We start from the raw sequence: 18,904 nt of genomic DNA, 5'->3' as shown, positions 1-18,904 counted from the left end.
TCTGAATTTTTTTACTCTGAATGAAGGTTATTATCTTGTGCATAAAAAGTTCCTGAAGTTTCTTTAGTTATTATTTTTTGAAGATTTTTTATTTCTAAGAAAGTTTGAGGATATGCATTTTTTGATATAGATATCTCCCCTTCGCCCTTTGATTGTAAATAGTCAGAAAGATGTTTTCGTTTTTGTTCTAGTTCTGAGAGTTCTTTCGTAAGTCTTTCGTGGATGTTAGTGTAGTATTCATATTCGTGATATTTTAACAATTTAGCAGGGTCTTCAATTGATTTTTCTAAAACTTCTAGCTCTTTTTTGTTTTGTTCTAGTTCTAATAAGCAATCTTTATATTTTATTAAGATCTCATCTAATTCTTTTTTTACTTTTTTTCTATCAAAGCCTTTGACATTTATTATTGTCTTTCTTTCGGAATTGTTTCCAATTGCGCTTGTTACGACTTTTGCATATGCGTTAATTTTTCCTCCTATTATCCTACCTTTTTCGGGATTCAGAAGAATGCTTTTAGATTCAAGAATACTATCGAGGGAATAAAATCCTATATTTATAGTATCCTCGGCTATTATGGTACATGCATTAGCGTATTTAACGAAAACACTTTTTTTAGAATGAATCAAAGTTTTTCCTCTTCCGCAAACGCCACCCTTTATATATATATCTCCATTTGTTGATACTATCTTTTCTGCAGATCCTATTCCCATTATGCTGTCTATTGAAATATCTTCTGTTGCTATTACTTTAAAGTCATCACAAACAGTCCCTTTAACAGTAACTGATCCATCGAAAAAAATATTACCTGTTTCATAGCCAACGTCTCCGTCTATAATTAGATGTTTTAGAATAGATACTTTTCCATTGTTGTGAGAAAGTGCACCGTTTGTCAACGCTCTTAATATTATTTTGTTACCTTCTTCAAACTCTCCAACTGTTTTTCTATCGAAACTTAGCCTTTTATCGTTTCCTGGTTTTGATGGTATTATATCACCTTTTACATTTAAACCATCAACACCTTGAGTTGGGGGTGTTTTTTCTCCTAAGTAATCGTTTTTATTTACTTCATATATAAGATTCATTTCATAATGATTAGTTGAACCATCTTCTCGTACATTTGGTTTTTTATCTGGTAAATCTAAATATTTTATTGTAGCATCTTGCCCATTTTTAGCTGGTGTTGCTTTAGCTATTAATATGTTTTCTTGTGTTTGTATATTTTCATCGAGTATAGTATAGATTATTCCGTGCACTATATTGTTTGATTCTAACTCTGATAATATAGATTGAATTATTTGTTGCTTATTATTTTTAAGCTCATCTGTTGATAAATTCAACTTGAAGTGTACTTCGGTATTATCTGATGATATACTCAACTCCACTTTGGGTTTTAATATACCTATTTCTACATTTTCGTCTGTAATGTTTTCTAAAGCATTTTTGAGGTTTAAAAAATACTTTATACTTATTCGTGGATGTGAGATTGATATATCTGAAAACTTTGAAATATCAAACCCTTGTTTTTTTGTCTTTATATAAAGTTTTTCTTTATCTTCGAAAATATCAAAATATTCATTTTGTATTATGTACATAAATCACCTCGTATTTATTTGGGCATATACAATATATCGGGTAATGAAACTTGAATATTTAGTAAAAATTTTATTATAACTAATAGGAGATTATATCCCTTTTTAAATTGTGGATAAATATAAATTCTGTTATGGTTTCAAAAAAATTTAAACTTAAGGTTCTTCAGAGAAGAATTTTTTATATATTAAATATAACATTTTTAGAAAGTAATAAAAATAGAAAAAAATATTTCTTACATATATTGTAAAGAAAGAAATTGTGTGATATTATAATAATAAGAAAACTTAATAGAATATGCAGGTCCTTAGTTTTAGGATAACAGGGAAGAACGGTTAGAATCCGTCGCAGCCCCCGCTACTGTAATTGATGATGAAACCTATAAAACCACTGCGAGTTATTTTGCGGGAAGGATAGGGAGTAAGATGAATCATAAGTCAGGAGACCTACCTGTATAGAGTTTTCAGCCTTCGGAGGGAAGGGTCAGGAAAAAAAGAAATTATTCCTGTCCTAGTACGTCGCTTAGGCAGGTTTTTTATATATTTTTCTTTCCCTAAATATTTTTTTTCGCCCCAGGCCTGTAAGAGGCCTGTTTTTTTTGGTATATAAAAATTTGATTTATAATATAATAAAAAAATATAATAAAAAAGAGGTGATTTAATGACTCATAAAGAAATGACATTTAGGTTGTTATTTGCTCTTTTTATAGGGGGAGTAGTTGGTCTTGAAAGAGAAAAATCTCATCAATGGGCAGGATTTAGAACGCATATATTGGTTTCTATAGGTTCTTGTGTTGTTGCTGTTACGTCATTGATGTTGTTTAAAGAATATATACAATATGTAAATTTGGATCCTGCTAGGATGCCGGCGCAAGTGCTATCAGGAATTGGTTTTTTAGGGGCCGGAGCGATACTTAAAACGTCTGATAGTATAAGAGGACTTACTACTGCGGCTGGTGTCTGGGTGACTGCTTGTATAGGAACGGCTATTGGATTTGGATATTATTATTTAGCGTTTGTATCTTGTTTTTTGCTTATTATGACATTATATACTTTAAAGTTTATAAATAAGAGAATATTGCTTAGTAAAACTACTACGTTGTATATTAATACAAAAAATATTTCAAATATAACATCAAAGGTTATAGAAATAGTAGAAGGTAATAAGATTTTTATAAAAAATATAGATATATCTCCTGATGAATATAAGAATTGGGATATGAAAATGGTCGTAGTTTATAATAGTAAGATAGAATTTAAAGACGTTGTAAAAAGTATTTTAGACTTGGATGATGTCGTGAAAATTAGACATGAATAGAGAATATTTAATTACTAAAATTCACAAAAGATACAATTAAATCAATTCTACTATCTAAATAAATGTATAAGGATGTGTTGTGTTTTGAACAATATAAAGTTAATAACTGATAGTTCGTGTGATTTGCCTGAATATATAATGAAAAAGTATAATATATCTGTTATACCATTGAATATTTTATTTGACGAAGATTCTTATTTGGACGGGGTGGATATAACTAAAAAAGAATTTTATGAAAAAATGAAAAATAGTACTAATCTTCCTAAAACATCTAGTCCAGCTCCAGATCGTTTTGTAAAAGAGTTTCATTGTGAGGAGGATAATATTATTGTAATATCTTTATCCTCTGGATTATCTAGTACGTATAATAATGCTTTAATAGGTAAAAATATGTACTTAGAAGAAGTCGGTAATAAAAGAATAGAGATAATAGATTCTAAAAATGGATCTATGGGAGTTGGATTATTAGTTTTGGCTGCTATTAAGATGATTGAAAAAGGAAAAAGTATAGATTATATAGTAGATAAGATTAATAAAGATGTAAAAAATATTTCAACTTACGTTGTACTTAATACAATAGAAAATGCAGCTAAGGCCGGTAGAATAAGCTCTTTTAAAGAAAAAATAGTTCAAGTTTTAAATTTAAAAATAACTGTAAAAGTTGAAGATGGACTTGTGAAAATATATAGTAAAGCTAGAGGAGATAAGAAGAGTTTAAATAAATTGATCGATTTTATAGAAAATGAAGGAGTTAATGCTTCCGAAAAAATATTGGCAATATGTCACTCGAATGCGCTAGATAAAGCTTTAAAATTCAAAGAAATGGTTAATAATAAATATAACTTTAAGGAAATAATAATATCTGAAATAGGAGCAACTATAGGTTCTTATTCATCTGAAGGAGCTTTATTAATTAGTTTTTAATAAATAAGGAGGAAGATATGTCAATGAATAGAAATGAAATTAAAGGTGAATTTAAGTGGGATTTAGAAAGCATATATAAAAATGAAGATGAATTAAATAAAGATTTTGAAAAGATCAAAAATCTTTTAGAAGATATAAAAAAATATAAAGGTATTTTAGGTGAATCTGAAGACAATCTATATCAAACTTTAAATTTGTACGAGCAAATATCTAGATTAGCTGAAAATACGTATGTATATGCACATATGAAACAACATGAAGATACAAGAGATACAAAACAACAGTCTTTATCTGGAAAGTCAGATATGTTATCCACTCAAATAGGAACTGTTACATCATTTATGATTCCTGAAATAATAAGTATAGATGAAAATAAGATAAATGAGTACTTAAATAATGATAAGTTAAAGCCGTATAAAAAGCTTATAGATCAAATTTTAAGAAAAAAACCGTATACATTATCTCCAAAAGAAGAAGAAATTTTGGCTATGAGCTCTGATATTGCAAATGTTGCGGAGAATGCATTTGATATGTTATCTTTTGCAGATATTAAGTTTCCTGAGATAGAAGATGAAGAAGGTGATAAGGTTAGACTTACACATGGGAATTTTTCGAAGTTTTTACAAAGTAAAAATAGAGAAGTTAGAAAAAATGCTTTTGAAAATATGTATAATACTTATGAAAAGTATAAAAACACGTTTGCAGCTACATTAGAAGGAAGTATTAAAAGGGAAATCTTTTATGCGAAGGCAAGAAATTATGATTCTGCTATACAATCATCTTTATTTGAGGATGATATAAAATTAAGTGTATATGATAATTTGATAGGTGTTATAGAAAAAAACTTAGATACTATGCATAAGTATTTAAAACTAAAAAAACAATTTTTAGGTTTAGATGAAATACATATGTATGATATGTATACACCTTTAGTTGAAAAATTAGATATAAAAATACCTTATGAAGAAGCTAAAGAAATAATACTTAAAGCATTAAAGCCATTAGGAGATGAATATCTAAAATTAGTACAAAAGGCTTTTGATGAAAGATGGATAGATGTTTATGAAAATGAAGGTAAAAAAGGAGGAGCTTATTCTTGGGGAAGTTATGATTCTCATCCGTTTATACTTCTTAATTATAAAGATGATTTAAATTCTTTATTTACATTAGCTCACGAACTTGGACATTCTATGCATAGTTATTATTCAAGAAAAAACCAACCTTATCTATATTCGCATTACAAGATATTTGTAGCTGAAGTTGCATCCACTTTAAATGAACAACTACTTATGGATTATATGTTAAAAAACAGTAAAAGTGATGATGAAAGATTATATATACTAAATTATTATTTGGAGCAGTTTAGAACTACTGTATATAGACAAACTATGTTTGCTGAATTTGAGAAAATAATACATGAAAAATCTGAAAATCAAGAAGCTTTGACTAATGAAGAATTTTGTAATATATACTATGATTTAAATGTTAAGTACTATGGAAAAGATGTATGCGTTGATGAGCAGATTGGTATGGAATGGGCTAGAGTACCTCATTTTTATTCTAATTTTTATGTATATAAGTATGCAACGGGATTCTCTGCTGCTGCAACTCTTAGTCATAATATATTAAGTGGAGGTTCTGGAGCGTTAGATAGATATTTAGAATTTTTAAAGAGTGGAGGATCTGACTATCCTCTTAATCAACTTAAAAAAGCTGGTGTTGATATGGAAGATGAAAAAGCTATACAAACAGCTCTTGATACTTTTAAAGAACTAGTAGATGAGCTTGAAAAATCTAAATAAGTTTTAATTAAAAGAAGAGAAATCGATAGATTTCTCTTCTTTTTATCAAATAAAGACTATATCCTCATTGAAGTCAAAAATATACTTTGATAATATATAGAAAGAAACATATAATATATGCAGAAAAAAATGTGGCGTGGGGTGATATGATGAGACTTGTAAATATTAATTATATAGATGTTGAAAAATATGAATATTATGTAGCTAAACCTATATATTCGAATGGAACAGTGCTACTTCAAGATAATGTTAAATTAAATCATAATTATATTAAGCAACTGGATTCAAAAAATATACAGTATATTCATGTAAGTGATGAAATATCAGAGGGGATAGAACCTAATGATACAATATCCACAGAAAAGTATAGAGAAGTAAAAGAGGTTATAAAAGATCAGTTTAATATGACTACAAAAGGTAAAAATATAGGACTAAATATGAATATTATAAATAACACTATTTCTGAATTGTTAGATATAATAACATCTAAAAGGGATGTATCATATAGTATAAATGAAATCAGAATGTCTGATGACTACTTGTATGAGCATAGTTTGAATGTTATGGTATCATGCCTTTATACCGGTATTCTTATGCAGTACGATAAAATAAAACTCCATAAATTAGCTTTAGGAGCTTTGTTGCATGATATTGGAAAAGTCTTTATAGATCCTGAAATTTTAAATAAACCGGGAAAGCTAACACCTGAGGAAAGGGTTGAAATTGAAAAACATCCTGAAGTCGGATATAGATATGTAAGCGATAATTATAGAAGTGAAATATCTGCTTTGAGTAAACAAATTATTTTACAACATCATGAAAAGTGGAATGGAAAAGGGTATCCAAATCAGCTGGGGGGAGACAGTATATATGGAATGGCTAGGATATGCTCTGTAGCAGATGTATTTGATGCTTTGACAACTGATAGAGTATATAGAAAAAAGATGCCTATATATAAAGCTTCTGAGTATATATATAGTTTGGGTCACAATGATTTTGACTTTGATATAGTTAGATTATTTTTATCTAGAATAGTAAAGTTTAAGGAAGGATCTATAGTCAAATTATCTCGAGGATATAAGGGTATTGTGTATAATCAAAATAAACACATGCTAGATAGACCTGTTATCAAACTGCTTGTAGATAAGAATGGAAAAAATGTTACTCATAAGAATATGTTTATAGATTTAATAGAGGAAAAGACTTTGTTTATAGAGAAAGAATTAGAGAATATATTTTCTGATTAAGGAGATTAAAGGTGAAAGAATTTAAAAAAAATATACTTATAAGCTTGATTGTAGCTTTTGTGTCTCAAATATACATAAACATATTCAATGATGATTTTAGGGTATCTGCTGGAATAATATTTTTATCTATTATTTTTATATTCTTTAAGAATGTAGATATAATAATAACTAGTATTGTAACAGCAAATGTAGTGTTTTTGTTGAGGGTTATTATACTGTGGTTTGGTGGAAGTAGTTTTTATTATTCGTTTGGAATCAACTATCCTGTGATATTCTTTTATTTGAGTTTTGGAATGGTATTTAGTTTGTTGAATATTAGAAATCAAAAGAATATATATCTTTTGTTTACATCTCTTTGTATAAGTGAGCTTGTTGGTAATTTGGTTGAAACCGTGTTTAGATATAATGAAGATTTTGATATAGATAATATAAAAATTTTGATTATGGTGTGTCTAGTTAGGAGCTCTATTACTCTGATATTTGTAAATATAATAAAGGAATATAATATTTTAATAGAAAAAGAAGAGCATGATGAAAGGTATAGAAAACTATTGTTTTTAATATCTAGCTTAAAAACAGAGATATATTTTATGAATAAGAATATGAATAATATAGAAGGAATTATGAGTAATTCTTTTGAATTATATGAAAAACTAGATGTCTCAGAAATAGATGATGATATAAAGTCTATATCACTTTCGATAACTAAGGATATACATGAAATTAAAAAAGATTATATAAGGGTTATAAAAGGGATAGAAGAGGTTACTCATATAAAAGCGAAGCACAAAGAAATGAGTCTTGTGTATATATTTAATATACTTGAAGATAGTACTATTAAGTATATAGATTCAATAGGTTCTAGTATAAAAGTTAATTTTAAGACTGCGCGGGATATAAAAGTTAAGGATCATTATATTTTAATATCTATACTTAGGAATTTGATAAATAATTCCATAGAATCTATAGATAGTAAAAAAGGTGTTGTCGATGTTGATTATTTCTGTGAGGGTGAAAAATTTATTTTTTCGGTGTCTGATAATGGAAATGGTATAAAAGATTCTGATAAAGATTATATATTTAATCCTGGTTTTTCTACGAAGTTTAATATGGATACGGGGGATATTAATAGAGGAATAGGGCTTACTATTGTGAAAGAAATGGTGGAGGTCCATTTTAGTGGTTGTATATCTGTTGAATCTGAGTATGGTGTAGGCACTACATTTGAGATAATAATACCTAAAGAAAAATTAGAAGGGTGATTGGATGAAATTTTATATAGTTGATGATGATATAAGTGTTGTGAAGGTTTTAGAAAATATAATAGAGTATAAAAATTTGGGAGAAGTTATAGGATATTCTTTGAGTGGAGAAGAGTGTATAAAAGAAATACTAGTTAAAAAACCAAATATAGTTATGGTTGATTTATTGATGCCGTGTAAAAATGGTATAGAAGTTGTAAAAGCTGTTAAGAATATTAAGCCTGACATTAAGTTTGTTATGATATCCCAGGTATCGTCTAAGGATATGATAGCAAAAGCGTATAGTCAGGGGATTGAATTCTTTATAAATAAACCTATAAATATAATAGAGGTTGAAAATGTTATAAATAATGTAAAAGAAAAGGTCGAAATGAATGCAACTTTAAATAGTATAAAGGGAATGTTTCGAAATTTAGAATCCAATGATGTGGTTGCAAGTAAAAAGTCGGAAATTGCAAAAATTAAATATTCTCTTTCAAAATTAGGAATAATAGGAGAAATAGGAAGTAAAGATATAATAAACATATGTGAATATCTTATAGCAAAAGGCGATAAACATTTAAATTACAAGGTTAATGAGATATGCAGAAAACTTAGCAATAACCCTAAAACTATGGAACAAAGAATTAGAAGAGCTATAAATAAGGCTTTAAATAATATAGCTAGTTTGGGAATTGAAGATTATATGAACGATGATTTTTCGACATATTCAAATTTGGTATTTAATTTTGAAGATGTAAAAGCTCAGATGGACTATATAAGGGGGAAAAGCAAGGCCTGTGGAAAGATAAGTGTCAAAAAGTTTATCGAAGGACTATTGATACAAAATGAAATTGAATAATAGCTATATTGCATTTGACTGAAAAATGAAAAGTATTATTTTGAATGTTTCAGTATTTTTTTGTATTCCCCTCGTATCATGATATTATAAGATAAAAATTAGGAGGGGAATAGTATGAAAAAAAAGCTTAGTTTAACAATGAAAATATTTATAGCTTTAGGTCTAGGACTAATCATGGGACTGATACTAAATTCTATGCCATCAGGTTATGTTAAAGATGTAGTGTTAATAGACGGAATATTCAGATTGCTTGGTAAGGTATTTATAAATGCGATAAAAATGCTTGTAGTACCACTTGTATTTGTATCTTTGATTTGTGGAGCATCTGCAATTGGAGATGTTAAAAAATTAGGAAGAGTGGGGGTTAAAACTCTTGTTTTCTATATGATGACTACTGCTCTTGCTATAAGTGTAGCTTTATTAATAGGTAAATTTATGAATCCTGGGATTGGACTTGATATGTCTAATATAATAAAGCAAGAACCTACTATTGGACAGTCAAAATCACTTGTTGATGTTATTATAGCTATGGTTCCTACGAATCCTATAGATTCAATGGCAAATGGAGAGATGCTTCCTATAATAGTTTTCTCTTTATTAATGGGAATAAGTATGGCTTTAGTTGGAGAAAAAGCACAACCTGTAATTGATATATTTGAATCTTTAAATGAAATAGTAATGAAAATGGTTATGGTTGTTATGGAGTTTGCACCTATTGGAGTATTTGCACTTATAGCTAATACATTTGCAAGTGTTGGCCTATCTGCCATGGCAAATCTAGGAAAATACATGTTAGCAGTTATATTAGCATTACTTATACACGCAACATGTACTTATATGGGAGTACTTACATTTGTAGGTAGATTAAACCCTGTAGTATTCTTTAAAAAGTTTTTACCAGTAGCTGGAGTTGCTTTCTCAACTTCATCAAGTAATGCAACACTTCCTGTAACTATAGAAGCTGTTGAGAACATGGGGGTATCTAAAAATGTTGCATCGTTTACACTTCCTCTTGGAGCTACTATAAACATGGATGGAACTGCTATAATGCAAGGAGTTGCTTGTATATTCATATCTCAAGTATATGGTATTGATTTAAGTTTACAAGCTCTTTTAACTATAATAGCTACGGCTACACTTGCATCTGTTGGAACGGCTGGTGTACCTGGAGTTGGAATGATTACACTATCTATGGTTTTACAATCAGTAGGTCTTCCTGTTGAAGGTATAGCTCTTATAATAGGTATAGATAGAGTATTAGATATGTCTAGAACTGTTGTAAATATAACTGGAGATTCAGTATGTACAATAGTTGTAGCTAAAACTGAAGGCGAATTTGATGAAGAAATGTACTATGATAAAAAGGTAGGAAATGAAGTTTTAAGCTAAAAAAATAGAAAATAATAAAAAAATAAAGGGCATATGCCCTTTATTTTTTTATTATTTTCTGTTTTTATTGTATTTTAATCTATCGTTTTCGTTTAATACTTTCTTTCTAAGTCTTATAGCATCTGGAGTGATTTCTACAAGCTCATCATCAGCTATGAATTCTAAAGCTTCTTCTAGAGTGAATGTTCTAGGTGGAGATAACTTAACTGCATCATCAGATCCAGAAGATCTTGTATTAGTTAATTTCTTGTTCTTGCAAGGGTTAACTGTCATATCTTCTTTTCTAGAGTTCATACCTATAATCATACCCTCATAAACCTCTGTAGTAGGATTTATGAACATTGTTGCTCTATCACTTAAATTGAATAGAGAATAAGCCATAGCAACACCTTTAGATTGAGATATTAAAACTCCGTTTAATCTTTGAGGTATTTCGCCTTTGTACTCTTCAAATCTTTCGAATGAACGAACTATAGTACCTTCTCCTCTAGTATCATTTATAAATTCACTTCTATAGCCTATAAGGCCTCTTGTAGGAACTATATATTCAAGTTTTGTGTAGTTGTTTTCAGAAGACATACCTTCCATAAGACCTTTTCTTAAGTTAAGCTTAGAAATTACTGGTCCAGAATATTCATCAGGAACATTTAAAATAACTCTTTCAACTGGCTCAACTAAAACGCCATCTTCTTTATGCATTAAAACCTCAGGTTTTGAAACGGCAAGCTCATATCCTTCTCTTCTCATACTTTCTATAAGTATAGATAAGTGAAGCTCTCCTCTACCAGATACTTTGTATCCATCAGTAGTATCTAGTGAATCAACTTTTAGTCCAACATTAACCTCAAGTTCTTTTTCTAACCTATCCTTTAAATGTCTAGTAGTTAAGAATTTACCACTTTGTCCAACGAATGGAGAATCGTTAACGTAGAAGTTCATAGAAAGTGTAGGCTCTTCTATGTTTATCATTTCCATAGGTAATATATTATCTTCATTACAAAGAGTTTCTCCTATAGATATATCAGATATACCAGATATAACTACTATATCTCCACTTTTTGCTTCTTTCTTAGAAACTTGATTTAATCCTTCGTATACGAACATTTTAGCTATTTTACCTTTAGCAACAGAACCATCTCTTTTTGATATAGCAACTGTTTGACCTTCTTTTAAAGTACCTTTATAAATTCTTCCTATACCAAGTCTTCCTATATAATCATCATAACCAAGAGCTGATACTTGCATTTGAAGAGACTCGTTATCGTAATCAGGGTATACATCTACATGATCTAGTATGGTCTCGAATAAAGGAGATAAATCAGTACTGTCATCATCTAGTTCTCTCTTTGCAATACCATCTTTTGCAATACCGTATATGATTGGGAATTCTAATTGCTCATCATTAGCATTTAAGTCAACAAATAAATCAAATACCATATCGACAACTTCTTCAGCCCTTTGATCTTTCTTATCTATTTTATTTATAAATAAGATAGGTCTAATTCCAAGTTCTAAAGATTTTTGAAGAACGAATCTAGTTTGAGGCATAGGACCTTCACTTGAATCTACAAGTAGTATAACTGTATCAACAGTTTTTATAACTCTTTCAACCTCAGATGAAAAATCCGAGTGACCAGGTGTATCCACTATATTTATTTTTACTCCGTTGTATTGAATAGAGCAGTTTTTAGAGTATATAGTTATACCTCTTTCACGCTCTAAATCATTACTATCCATTACACAATCAACAACTTCTTGATTTTCTCTAAAAACACCACTTTGACTTAAAAATGCATCTACTAATGTAGACTTTCCGGCATCAACGTGGGCAATAACTGCTATATTTACAATATCTTGTTTTTTCGACATATTAAACTCCCTTTCTTTAAAAATCGCATTCTTATATTGTACACTTAAACTTAAGAATAAGCAAATAAAGTTTTTGGAATACTAGTATTTACATATTATTAACACACTTAACCGATCCATAACATCTATTTAACATTGACATAACAAATGAATAGTATTCTAGGTATGTGGAAAAAATAAATCGTAAAAGAAAAAATAAGTTCTGAAATTTGAAAGGAGAATGTTTTATGGGAATCATTAAAACTAAAATGAAAAAGCTATTATCACTGGGTGTAATAGGAGCGTTGTCAATCGGAATGTTGACAGGTTGTGGAGGACAGACTCAAGAGACTGAAACAGGGCTAAGTGGATCTATAGCTATAGATGGATCAAGTACAGTATATCCTATAAGTGAAGCTGTAGCAGAAGAATTTCAGAAGATGAATCAAGGAGTAAAGGTTACTGTTAATTTTTCTGGAACAGGTGGAGGTTTCGAAAAGTTCTTAGTTAAAGAAACAGACATAAATGATGCATCAAGACCTATAAAGGATAAAGAAGTGAATAAGGCTAAAGAGGCCGGAATTGATTACTTAGAACTTAAAGTTGCATATGATGGATTATCTGTTGTTGTTAATAAAGACAATGACTTTGTAGATTACTTAACTTTAGAAGAATTAAAGAAAATATGGGAACCTAACAGTGCTGTAAAGACATGGAAAGATGTAAGACCTGAGTGGCCGGCTGAACCTGTAAAGCTTTATGGACCTGGAAGTGATTCTGGAACATTTGACTACTTTACAGAAGAAGTAAATGGTGAAGGTGGAGCTATAAGAGTAGATTACACTGCAAGTGAAGATGATAACGTGCTTGTGAATGGTATAGCAGGAGATAAGTATTCAATAGGATTCTTTGGATATGCATATTATACAGAAAACAAAGATAAGTTAAAAGTAGTTCCGATAGATTCTGGAAATGGACCAGTAGCACCTACTGCTGAAACTGTAGAGAAAGGAAGTTACTCTCCTTTATCAAGACCATTATTCTTATATATTAGCAAAGAAGCTTTACAAAGAGAAGAAGTTAAAGAATTCATAACTTATTACTTAACAGAAGGAAAAGAATTAGTTCCTGAGGTTGGATACGTAAAATTACCACAATCTGAGTATGATAATCAACTTTCTCAAATAGAATAATAATAGATTAATAAAAAAACAAACACTTAAACGAGAAAGCCGGTTAATAAGTGTTTGTTTTTTTTTTTTTTTTGAATTAACTTATGCTTATAGTGAGGTGGAATATGGGGAGGGGAAAGATTATGAAGTTTAAGATAAAGAAAAAGATATTAAAAAACAAAGATAAAAAGATAAGCATATTAAAAAAAATTAAGTTAAATAAAATAAAAGAAATTGATTTTAAAAATATAAAATTTGATACATTGAGGTTTAAAATAACATTAAGCATATTGCCTGTATTACTACTTATAGTTGTAGGGTGTACATCTTTTTCGATATCAAGTTTAAAAGATATAAGTTCTTATTTAATAGAAGAAAAACTTGAATCAAATTTGCAAACAACTGAAGATCTTATGGGATTTATAATACCGGGTAATTGGAATATACAGAATGGAACTTTACATAAGGGAGATATACAAATTGAAGGGAATTATACTTTGGTAGATATTTTATCTGATAAAACTGGAAATATAGTATCTATCTTTAAAAATGATACAATCGTATCTACTACTGTTAGGGTAAAAGGATCAAGAAATATTGGAGTAAAAGCACCTAAAAAAGTAGTAGATAAAGTTTTAAAAAAAGATGGAGTTTACATAGAAGAGTCAACTATAGAGGGTAAAAATTATGAGATTTTATATAAACCGTTGAATGATAAGGACGGAAATGTAATAGGTATGCTTTATATGGGTGTTGATAAAACACTTATTGCAGAAAAAATAAATTCTGTTATTTACTATAATTTATTAATAGCATGTTTTTTATTAGCTATATCAATAGTAACTATAGGGTTTATTTCTAAAAAAATAACGAATCCGATAATTAGGATTAAATCTCAACTTAAAGAAATGGCAAATGGAGAAGGAGATTTAACTAAAAGACTTAGTATACATACAAAGGATGAGATAGGTCAGTTGAGCAATGAATTTAATAATTTTTTAGACAATCTAAATAATTTGATTTCTGATATAAAAATTTCTGCACAAAAACTATCTTCTTTTAATAACGAAATAGCAACATCTATTGATATATCTAATGCATCTATGCAGCAAATATATGCTGTTTCAAGTAGTATAAGTTCTAAATCAGAAGAAAATATAAATTTTATTAATCAAATAGAAAATTCTATAGATAGTATATCTGAAAATGCACAATCTACAGCTGTTTCTATTGGAGATGTACATCAAATATATGAAGGTTTAAAAATAGAAACTAAAAAGGGAGAAACTAATATAAAAGAAATAGTATATTCAGTAAATGATATAAAGTTACTTACAAATAATTTAGTAGATGTATTAGAAAAATTAAACTTATCATCTGAAAAGATTGTTAAAATAGTACAAGTTATAAGTAATATCTCAAGGCAAACAAATCTGCTTGCATTAAATGCATCTATTGAAGCAGCTAGAGCAGGAGAAGGTGGAAGAGGATTTGATGTAGTAGCTAATGAAATTAGAAAGCTTGCTGATGAAACCAATAACTCTGCTCAAAGCATATCTGAGATAATAAAAGAATTTAAAAGTGAAATACATAAAGTAGTAGTTCAAACATCTAACGTAGATGGAAAGGTTAATGAAAGTGTAGGTAGAGCTGAAGAAGTAAAAAATAGCATATTAGAAATAATAAATTCAATAGTTGGAGTATCGTATAAAATCGAAGAAATATCTAGTGTAGCTAACGAGCAAGCAGTTAGTACTGAAGAAATTTCAAGTTCTACTACATCTATTATAGATAGTATAAGATGGACTGGAAAAGAAATGATAAATATAGGAGATAACATTGAAAATCAATCTAAAATATTTGAGGAATTATCTAATTCTTCCTCTGAAATTATTAATATGTCTTCACATCTTAATGATTTAGTTGAAAAGTTTAAAACTAATTAGTTTGCACAAAATTAATAAATTTAACAATGAAAAAAGCTTTAAATAAGTAAGTTTACACAAAGTTAACGAAGTTAACAAATAGATAATATCCACTTAACATTTACGTAACAAATAAATAGTATTCTAAATATGTCATCAATAATAATAAAGAGCTAAAGGATTTAGTTCTTTATTTTGGTTCTTTATTATTTAGAATATAGGAGGATTGAATATGAAAAAACTAAATGAAAAAATAATAAAATATATTTTATTTGGATTTGGAATGATATCTATATGTATAACTATTAGTATACTATTTATTTTGTTTAAAGAAAGTACATTGTTTTTTACTAATGTATCGGCTATGGAATTTTTCACTGGAAAGCAGTGGACTCCACTTTTAAAACCTCAGCACTTTGGGATACTACCGTTAGTTAGTGGAACATTTTTAATAGTACTTTTTTCATCTGTAATTTCAATCCCTATAGGGTTGTTGAGCGCTATATATCTTAGTGAATACTCAAATAAAACAGTTAGAAAAGTAATTAAACCTATATTAGAAGTATTAGCAGGAATACCTTCTATAGTTTATGGCTTTTTTGCGCTTAATATTATTACACCTATACTTAAAAATTTAATACCGCAAACAAATATTTACAATGCTCTTAGTGCAGCTATAGCTGTAGGTATAATGACTATACCAATGGTATTATCTTTAAGTGAAGATTCTATGCAGGCAGTACCTAAAAGCTTAAGAGAAGGTGCTTATGCACTAGGGCTTACAAAATTAGAAGTTGTATTTGGAGTGGTAATTCCTGCATCTATATCAGGAATAATATCATCTTTTATATTAGCCATATCAAGAGCTGTAGGAGAAACTATGATAGTAGCACTTGCAGCGGGATCAACTCCGAGGCTTACTTTAAATCCTCTTGAAAGTATTCAAACTATGACAGGATTTATAGTTCAGGTAAGTCAAGGGGATATAGCGAAAGGTACAATAGAAGCTCAGACTTTATATGCGGTTGCTATGCTTTTATTTGTTATGACATTGGGCATGAACATGTTATCTAAATATGCTTCTAATAAACTTAGGGAGGAATATTAATGGAGACAATTAATTTAAAAAATAAAGAATTTATAAATAAAAAATTTGATTATAATATGAACTTGAAAAAGAGAAAATTAATGAATAAATTGTTTCATTTTATATTATTAGGATGTATATCATTTAGCATAATAATTCTGATTGCACTTTTTTCGAATGTTTTCAAAACGGGAATTTCTCATGTGAATATTGATTTCTTTTTAAACTATACATCTAGGATTGCTAGCAAATCAGGAATAAGGGCATCTATACTTGGATCTTTATGGGTAAATATATTAACTTTATTAATTGCGTTTCCATTAGGGCTTGGAACGGCAATATATCTAGAGGAATATGCACCTAAAAATAAATTTACAAATATAATACAAGTCAACATAAGTAACTTAGCAGGAGTTCCATCTATTGTATATGGAATATTAGGACTTTCTTTATTTGTTAGAACTTTTGGATTTGGAAGAAGTATTTTATCTGCAGCTTTAACCATGGCTCTACTAATACTTCCTATAATAATAGTTTCATCTCAAGAAGCTTTAAAAACAGTACCTAAAGAGTTAAAGGAAGCATCATATGCATTAGGTGCTACTAAATGGGACACAATAACAGGAGCTATTATTCCTTATGCTATGCCTGGTATATTAACAGGAACAATACTTGCTGTATCAAGATCTATAGGAGAGGCAGCACCACTTGTAGTTGTTGGAGGAGCAGCTGGAATTTGGTTTTCTCCAAAGGGAATATTTGATGAATTTACAACTCTACCTCTTCAAATATATAACTGGGCATCAAAGCCTCAAGCAGAATTTCAAAATGTTGCGTCTGCAGGGATATTAGTTTTACTTATAGTGTTAGTATTAATAAATATAGTAGCAATACTTCTGAGAAATAAATACCAGGATAGGATAAAACAGTAGGAGGGAAATAAAATGGCAGTTAAAATGAAAGTAAGTGATTTAGATTTTTACTATGGAAGCTTCAAAGCTTTAAAAAATATAAATATAGATATAGAAGAGAAGAAAGTAACTGCTTTTATAGGTCCATCAGGATGCGGTAAATCTACATTCTTAAGAACATTAAATAGGATGAATGATTTAATAGAAGGAACAAAGTTAAGCGGAGAGATTTTATTAGATGGAGAATATATATATTCAAATGCTACTGAGGTAGAGGATTTAAGAAAAAGAGTCGGAATGGTATTTCAAAAACCTAATCCTTTTCCAAAATCTATATATGAAAATATAGTATATGGACTTAGAAAACAAGGTATTAGAGATAAAAAGAAGTTAGATCAAGTTGTTGAAAAAAGTCTTCGTGGTGCAGCTTTGTGGGATGAAGTTAAAGATAGATTAGATAAGTCTGCATACGGACTATCTGGAGGACAACAGCAAAGATTATGTATAGCAAGAGCTATAGCTATGGAACCGGAAGTTATTTTAATGGATGAGCCAACATCTGCACTAGATCCTATAGCAACATCTAAGGTAGAAGATCTTATACAAGAATTAAAAAAGGACTACACTATAGTTATCGTTACTCACTCTATGCAACAAGCTGCTAGAATATCTGATAATACAGCATTTTTCTTAATGGGTGAACTTGTTGAATTTGGAGAAACTAATAAGATATTTACTAATCCTCAGTACAAGAAAACAGAGGATTATATAACTGGAAGATTTGGGTAGGAGGTATAATATGGTTAGAGAGAGTTTTAATGACGATATAAAAGATTTAAAAAAAGATGTATTATTTATGATAGATAAAGTAGAAAATTTAATTAAAACATCTATGCAAGCTCTTTTGTATAAAGATATAGATAAAGCCAGATCTATAGCTAAATTAGATGATGAAATAGATAATTGCATGTATGAAATAGAGGAAAAAGCTATAAATCTTATAGCGCTTCAACAACCTATGGCAAGGGACCTAAGATTTATATTTTCTGTTACTCATATGATAACAGACCTTGAAAGAGTTGGAGACTTTTGTGTAAATATAGCTAGAGAAGCAATAGCAATAGGTGATGAAGATTTTATAAAGCCTCTTATAGACATACCAAAAATGAGAGATATTATACTCGATATGATTAAAGATATAAAGATGAGCCTTGAGTTAGAAGATGCAGATATAGCATTAAGTACAGGTAAAAAAGATAAGTTGGTAGATGAAATATATATAAATATGTATAATGATATTTTAGATATGATACATTCTAATAAAAAATACACACAACAAGCGACTAGATTATTGTTTATAGGAAGATTTTTAGAAAGAATTGGAGACCATTTAACTAATGTCTGTGAGATGGTTATATATATATCTAAAGGAGAAAGAGTAGAAATAAATTAAAATAAAGGTGTTGATACAGTTAGTGTTGTATCGACACCTTTTTAAAAGATTAAGAGTTTGAAGATTCTGAATATAAACAAGTTTGTTAAAATATGCATTTTTTAGGTTGAAAATTATTTTACAAGTTGTATAATTA

General features: G+C 28.9%; 15 protein-coding genes and 1 riboswitch. Of the genes, 13 read left to right on the top strand and 2 right to left on the bottom strand.

From position 1 onward, the window contains the following. Nucleotides 1-11: 11 nt before the first annotated feature. Complete coding sequence (locus tag M2214_RS12860; RefSeq protein WP_248479195.1) at nucleotides 12-1,592, bottom strand: DUF342 domain-containing protein; 1,581 nt, start codon at nucleotides 1,590-1,592, stop codon at nucleotides 12-14. Between the two features lie 282 nt (nucleotides 1,593-1,874). After that, nucleotides 1,875-2,058: riboswitch (cobalamin riboswitch) on the top strand. 192 nt (nucleotides 2,059-2,250) lie between these two features. Here M2214_RS12860 and M2214_RS12855 point away from each other — a divergent pair. The 7 genes from M2214_RS12855 (at nucleotide 2,251) to M2214_RS12825 (ending at nucleotide 10,372) form a co-directional block, all read left to right on the top strand. After that, nucleotides 2,251-2,907 carry an MgtC/SapB family protein gene (locus M2214_RS12855; RefSeq protein WP_248479186.1) on the top strand — a complete coding sequence of 219 codons (657 nt, stop codon included), beginning with the start codon at nucleotides 2,251-2,253 and terminating at the stop codon, nucleotides 2,905-2,907. A gap of 84 nt (nucleotides 2,908-2,991) precedes the next feature. Continuing rightward, nucleotides 2,992-3,831: a DegV family protein gene (locus tag M2214_RS12850; protein WP_248479184.1), complete on the top strand. Its 840-nt coding sequence runs from the start codon at nucleotides 2,992-2,994 to the stop codon at nucleotides 3,829-3,831. A gap of 17 nt (nucleotides 3,832-3,848) precedes the next feature. Continuing rightward, nucleotides 3,849-5,633: an oligoendopeptidase F gene (pepF, locus tag M2214_RS12845; protein ID WP_248479182.1), complete on the top strand. Its 1,785-nt coding sequence runs from the start codon at nucleotides 3,849-3,851 to the stop codon at nucleotides 5,631-5,633. A gap of 149 nt (nucleotides 5,634-5,782) precedes the next feature. Further along, entirely contained in the window at nucleotides 5,783-6,880 is a 1,098-nt protein-coding gene (locus M2214_RS12840) for an HD-GYP domain-containing protein (protein ID WP_248479180.1), read from the top strand. Nucleotides 6,881-6,891: 11 nt separating this feature from the next. After that, nucleotides 6,892-8,142, top strand: coding sequence for a sensor histidine kinase (locus tag M2214_RS12835; RefSeq protein ID WP_248479178.1), 1,251 nt, complete (start codon nucleotides 6,892-6,894; stop codon nucleotides 8,140-8,142). A gap of 4 nt (nucleotides 8,143-8,146) precedes the next feature. After that, nucleotides 8,147-8,983 carry a response regulator gene (locus M2214_RS12830; protein ID WP_248479176.1) on the top strand — a complete coding sequence of 279 codons (837 nt, stop codon included), beginning with the start codon at nucleotides 8,147-8,149 and terminating at the stop codon, nucleotides 8,981-8,983. Between the two features lie 114 nt (nucleotides 8,984-9,097). Then, a complete protein-coding gene (locus M2214_RS12825; protein WP_248479175.1) occupies nucleotides 9,098-10,372 on the top strand; it encodes a dicarboxylate/amino acid:cation symporter in 1,275 nt (424 codons plus the stop codon). Between the two features lie 51 nt (nucleotides 10,373-10,423). Here the strand turns inward: M2214_RS12825 and typA are convergent, their stop codons facing one another. Next, nucleotides 10,424-12,241, bottom strand: coding sequence for a translational GTPase TypA (gene typA, locus M2214_RS12820; protein ID WP_248479174.1), 1,818 nt, complete (start codon nucleotides 12,239-12,241; stop codon nucleotides 10,424-10,426). 227 nt (nucleotides 12,242-12,468) lie between these two features. On the opposite strand from typA, the gene M2214_RS12815 reads away from it, so the two are divergent. The 6 genes from M2214_RS12815 to phoU all read left to right on the top strand — a co-directional run bounded on the left by M2214_RS12815 (nucleotide 12,469) and on the right by phoU (nucleotide 18,768). Next, nucleotides 12,469-13,413: a PstS family phosphate ABC transporter substrate-binding protein gene (locus M2214_RS12815; RefSeq protein ID WP_248479173.1), complete on the top strand. Its 945-nt coding sequence runs from the start codon at nucleotides 12,469-12,471 to the stop codon at nucleotides 13,411-13,413. 122 nt (nucleotides 13,414-13,535) lie between these two features. Then, nucleotides 13,536-15,338, top strand: coding sequence for a methyl-accepting chemotaxis protein (locus tag M2214_RS12810; RefSeq protein ID WP_248479172.1), 1,803 nt, complete (start codon nucleotides 13,536-13,538; stop codon nucleotides 15,336-15,338). A gap of 211 nt (nucleotides 15,339-15,549) precedes the next feature. Continuing rightward, complete coding sequence (gene pstC, locus M2214_RS12805; RefSeq protein ID WP_248479171.1) at nucleotides 15,550-16,425, top strand: phosphate ABC transporter permease subunit PstC; 876 nt, start codon at nucleotides 15,550-15,552, stop codon at nucleotides 16,423-16,425. After that, nucleotides 16,425-17,336 carry a phosphate ABC transporter permease PstA gene (gene pstA, locus M2214_RS12800; RefSeq protein ID WP_248479169.1) on the top strand — a complete coding sequence of 304 codons (912 nt, stop codon included), beginning with the start codon at nucleotides 16,425-16,427 and terminating at the stop codon, nucleotides 17,334-17,336. The genes pstC and pstA overlap by 1 nt, the downstream gene beginning before the upstream one ends. A gap of 12 nt (nucleotides 17,337-17,348) precedes the next feature. Next, entirely contained in the window at nucleotides 17,349-18,104 is a 756-nt protein-coding gene (pstB, locus tag M2214_RS12795) for a phosphate ABC transporter ATP-binding protein PstB (RefSeq protein ID WP_248479167.1), read from the top strand. A 10-nt stretch (nucleotides 18,105-18,114) separates the two neighbouring features. Next, nucleotides 18,115-18,768: a phosphate signaling complex protein PhoU gene (gene phoU, locus M2214_RS12790; protein ID WP_248479165.1), complete on the top strand. Its 654-nt coding sequence runs from the start codon at nucleotides 18,115-18,117 to the stop codon at nucleotides 18,766-18,768. Nucleotides 18,769-18,904 lie beyond the last annotated feature (136 nt).

Source organism: Tepidibacter aestuarii, from assembly GCF_934924865.1.
Taxonomy (GTDB): domain Bacteria; phylum Bacillota; class Clostridia; order Peptostreptococcales; family Peptostreptococcaceae; genus Tepidibacter_A; species Tepidibacter_A aestuarii.
Note: the sequence above shows the minus strand (reverse complement) of the source record. Positions and strands in the feature narration are given on the sequence as shown.

What these genes read in the sequence shown, in the direction of transcription:
- M2214_RS12810 (WP_248479172.1), top strand. Translation starts at nt 13,536, where the DNA reads ATGAAGTTTAAGATAAAGAAAAAGATATTAAAAAACAAAGATAAAAAG.
- pstB (WP_248479167.1), top strand. Translation starts at nt 17,349, where the DNA reads ATGGCAGTTAAAATGAAAGTAAGTGATTTAGATTTTTACTATGGAAGC.
- pstA (WP_248479169.1), top strand. Translation starts at nt 16,425, where the DNA reads ATGGAGACAATTAATTTAAAAAATAAAGAATTTATAAATAAAAAATTT.
- M2214_RS12855 (WP_248479186.1), top strand. Translation starts at nt 2,251, where the DNA reads ATGACTCATAAAGAAATGACATTTAGGTTGTTATTTGCTCTTTTTATA.
- typA (WP_248479174.1), bottom strand. Translation starts at nt 12,241, where the DNA reads ATGTCGAAAAAACAAGATATTGTAAATATAGCAGTTATTGCCCACGTT.
- phoU (WP_248479165.1), top strand. Translation starts at nt 18,115, where the DNA reads ATGGTTAGAGAGAGTTTTAATGACGATATAAAAGATTTAAAAAAAGAT.
- pepF (WP_248479182.1), top strand. Translation starts at nt 3,849, where the DNA reads ATGTCAATGAATAGAAATGAAATTAAAGGTGAATTTAAGTGGGATTTA.
- M2214_RS12825 (WP_248479175.1), top strand. Translation starts at nt 9,098, where the DNA reads ATGAAAAAAAAGCTTAGTTTAACAATGAAAATATTTATAGCTTTAGGT.
- pstC (WP_248479171.1), top strand. Translation starts at nt 15,550, where the DNA reads ATGAAAAAACTAAATGAAAAAATAATAAAATATATTTTATTTGGATTT.
- M2214_RS12815 (WP_248479173.1), top strand. Translation starts at nt 12,469, where the DNA reads ATGGGAATCATTAAAACTAAAATGAAAAAGCTATTATCACTGGGTGTA.
- M2214_RS12830 (WP_248479176.1), top strand. Translation starts at nt 8,147, where the DNA reads ATGAAATTTTATATAGTTGATGATGATATAAGTGTTGTGAAGGTTTTA.
- M2214_RS12840 (WP_248479180.1), top strand. Translation starts at nt 5,783, where the DNA reads ATGAGACTTGTAAATATTAATTATATAGATGTTGAAAAATATGAATAT.
- M2214_RS12860 (WP_248479195.1), bottom strand. Translation starts at nt 1,592, where the DNA reads ATGTACATAATACAAAATGAATATTTTGATATTTTCGAAGATAAAGAA.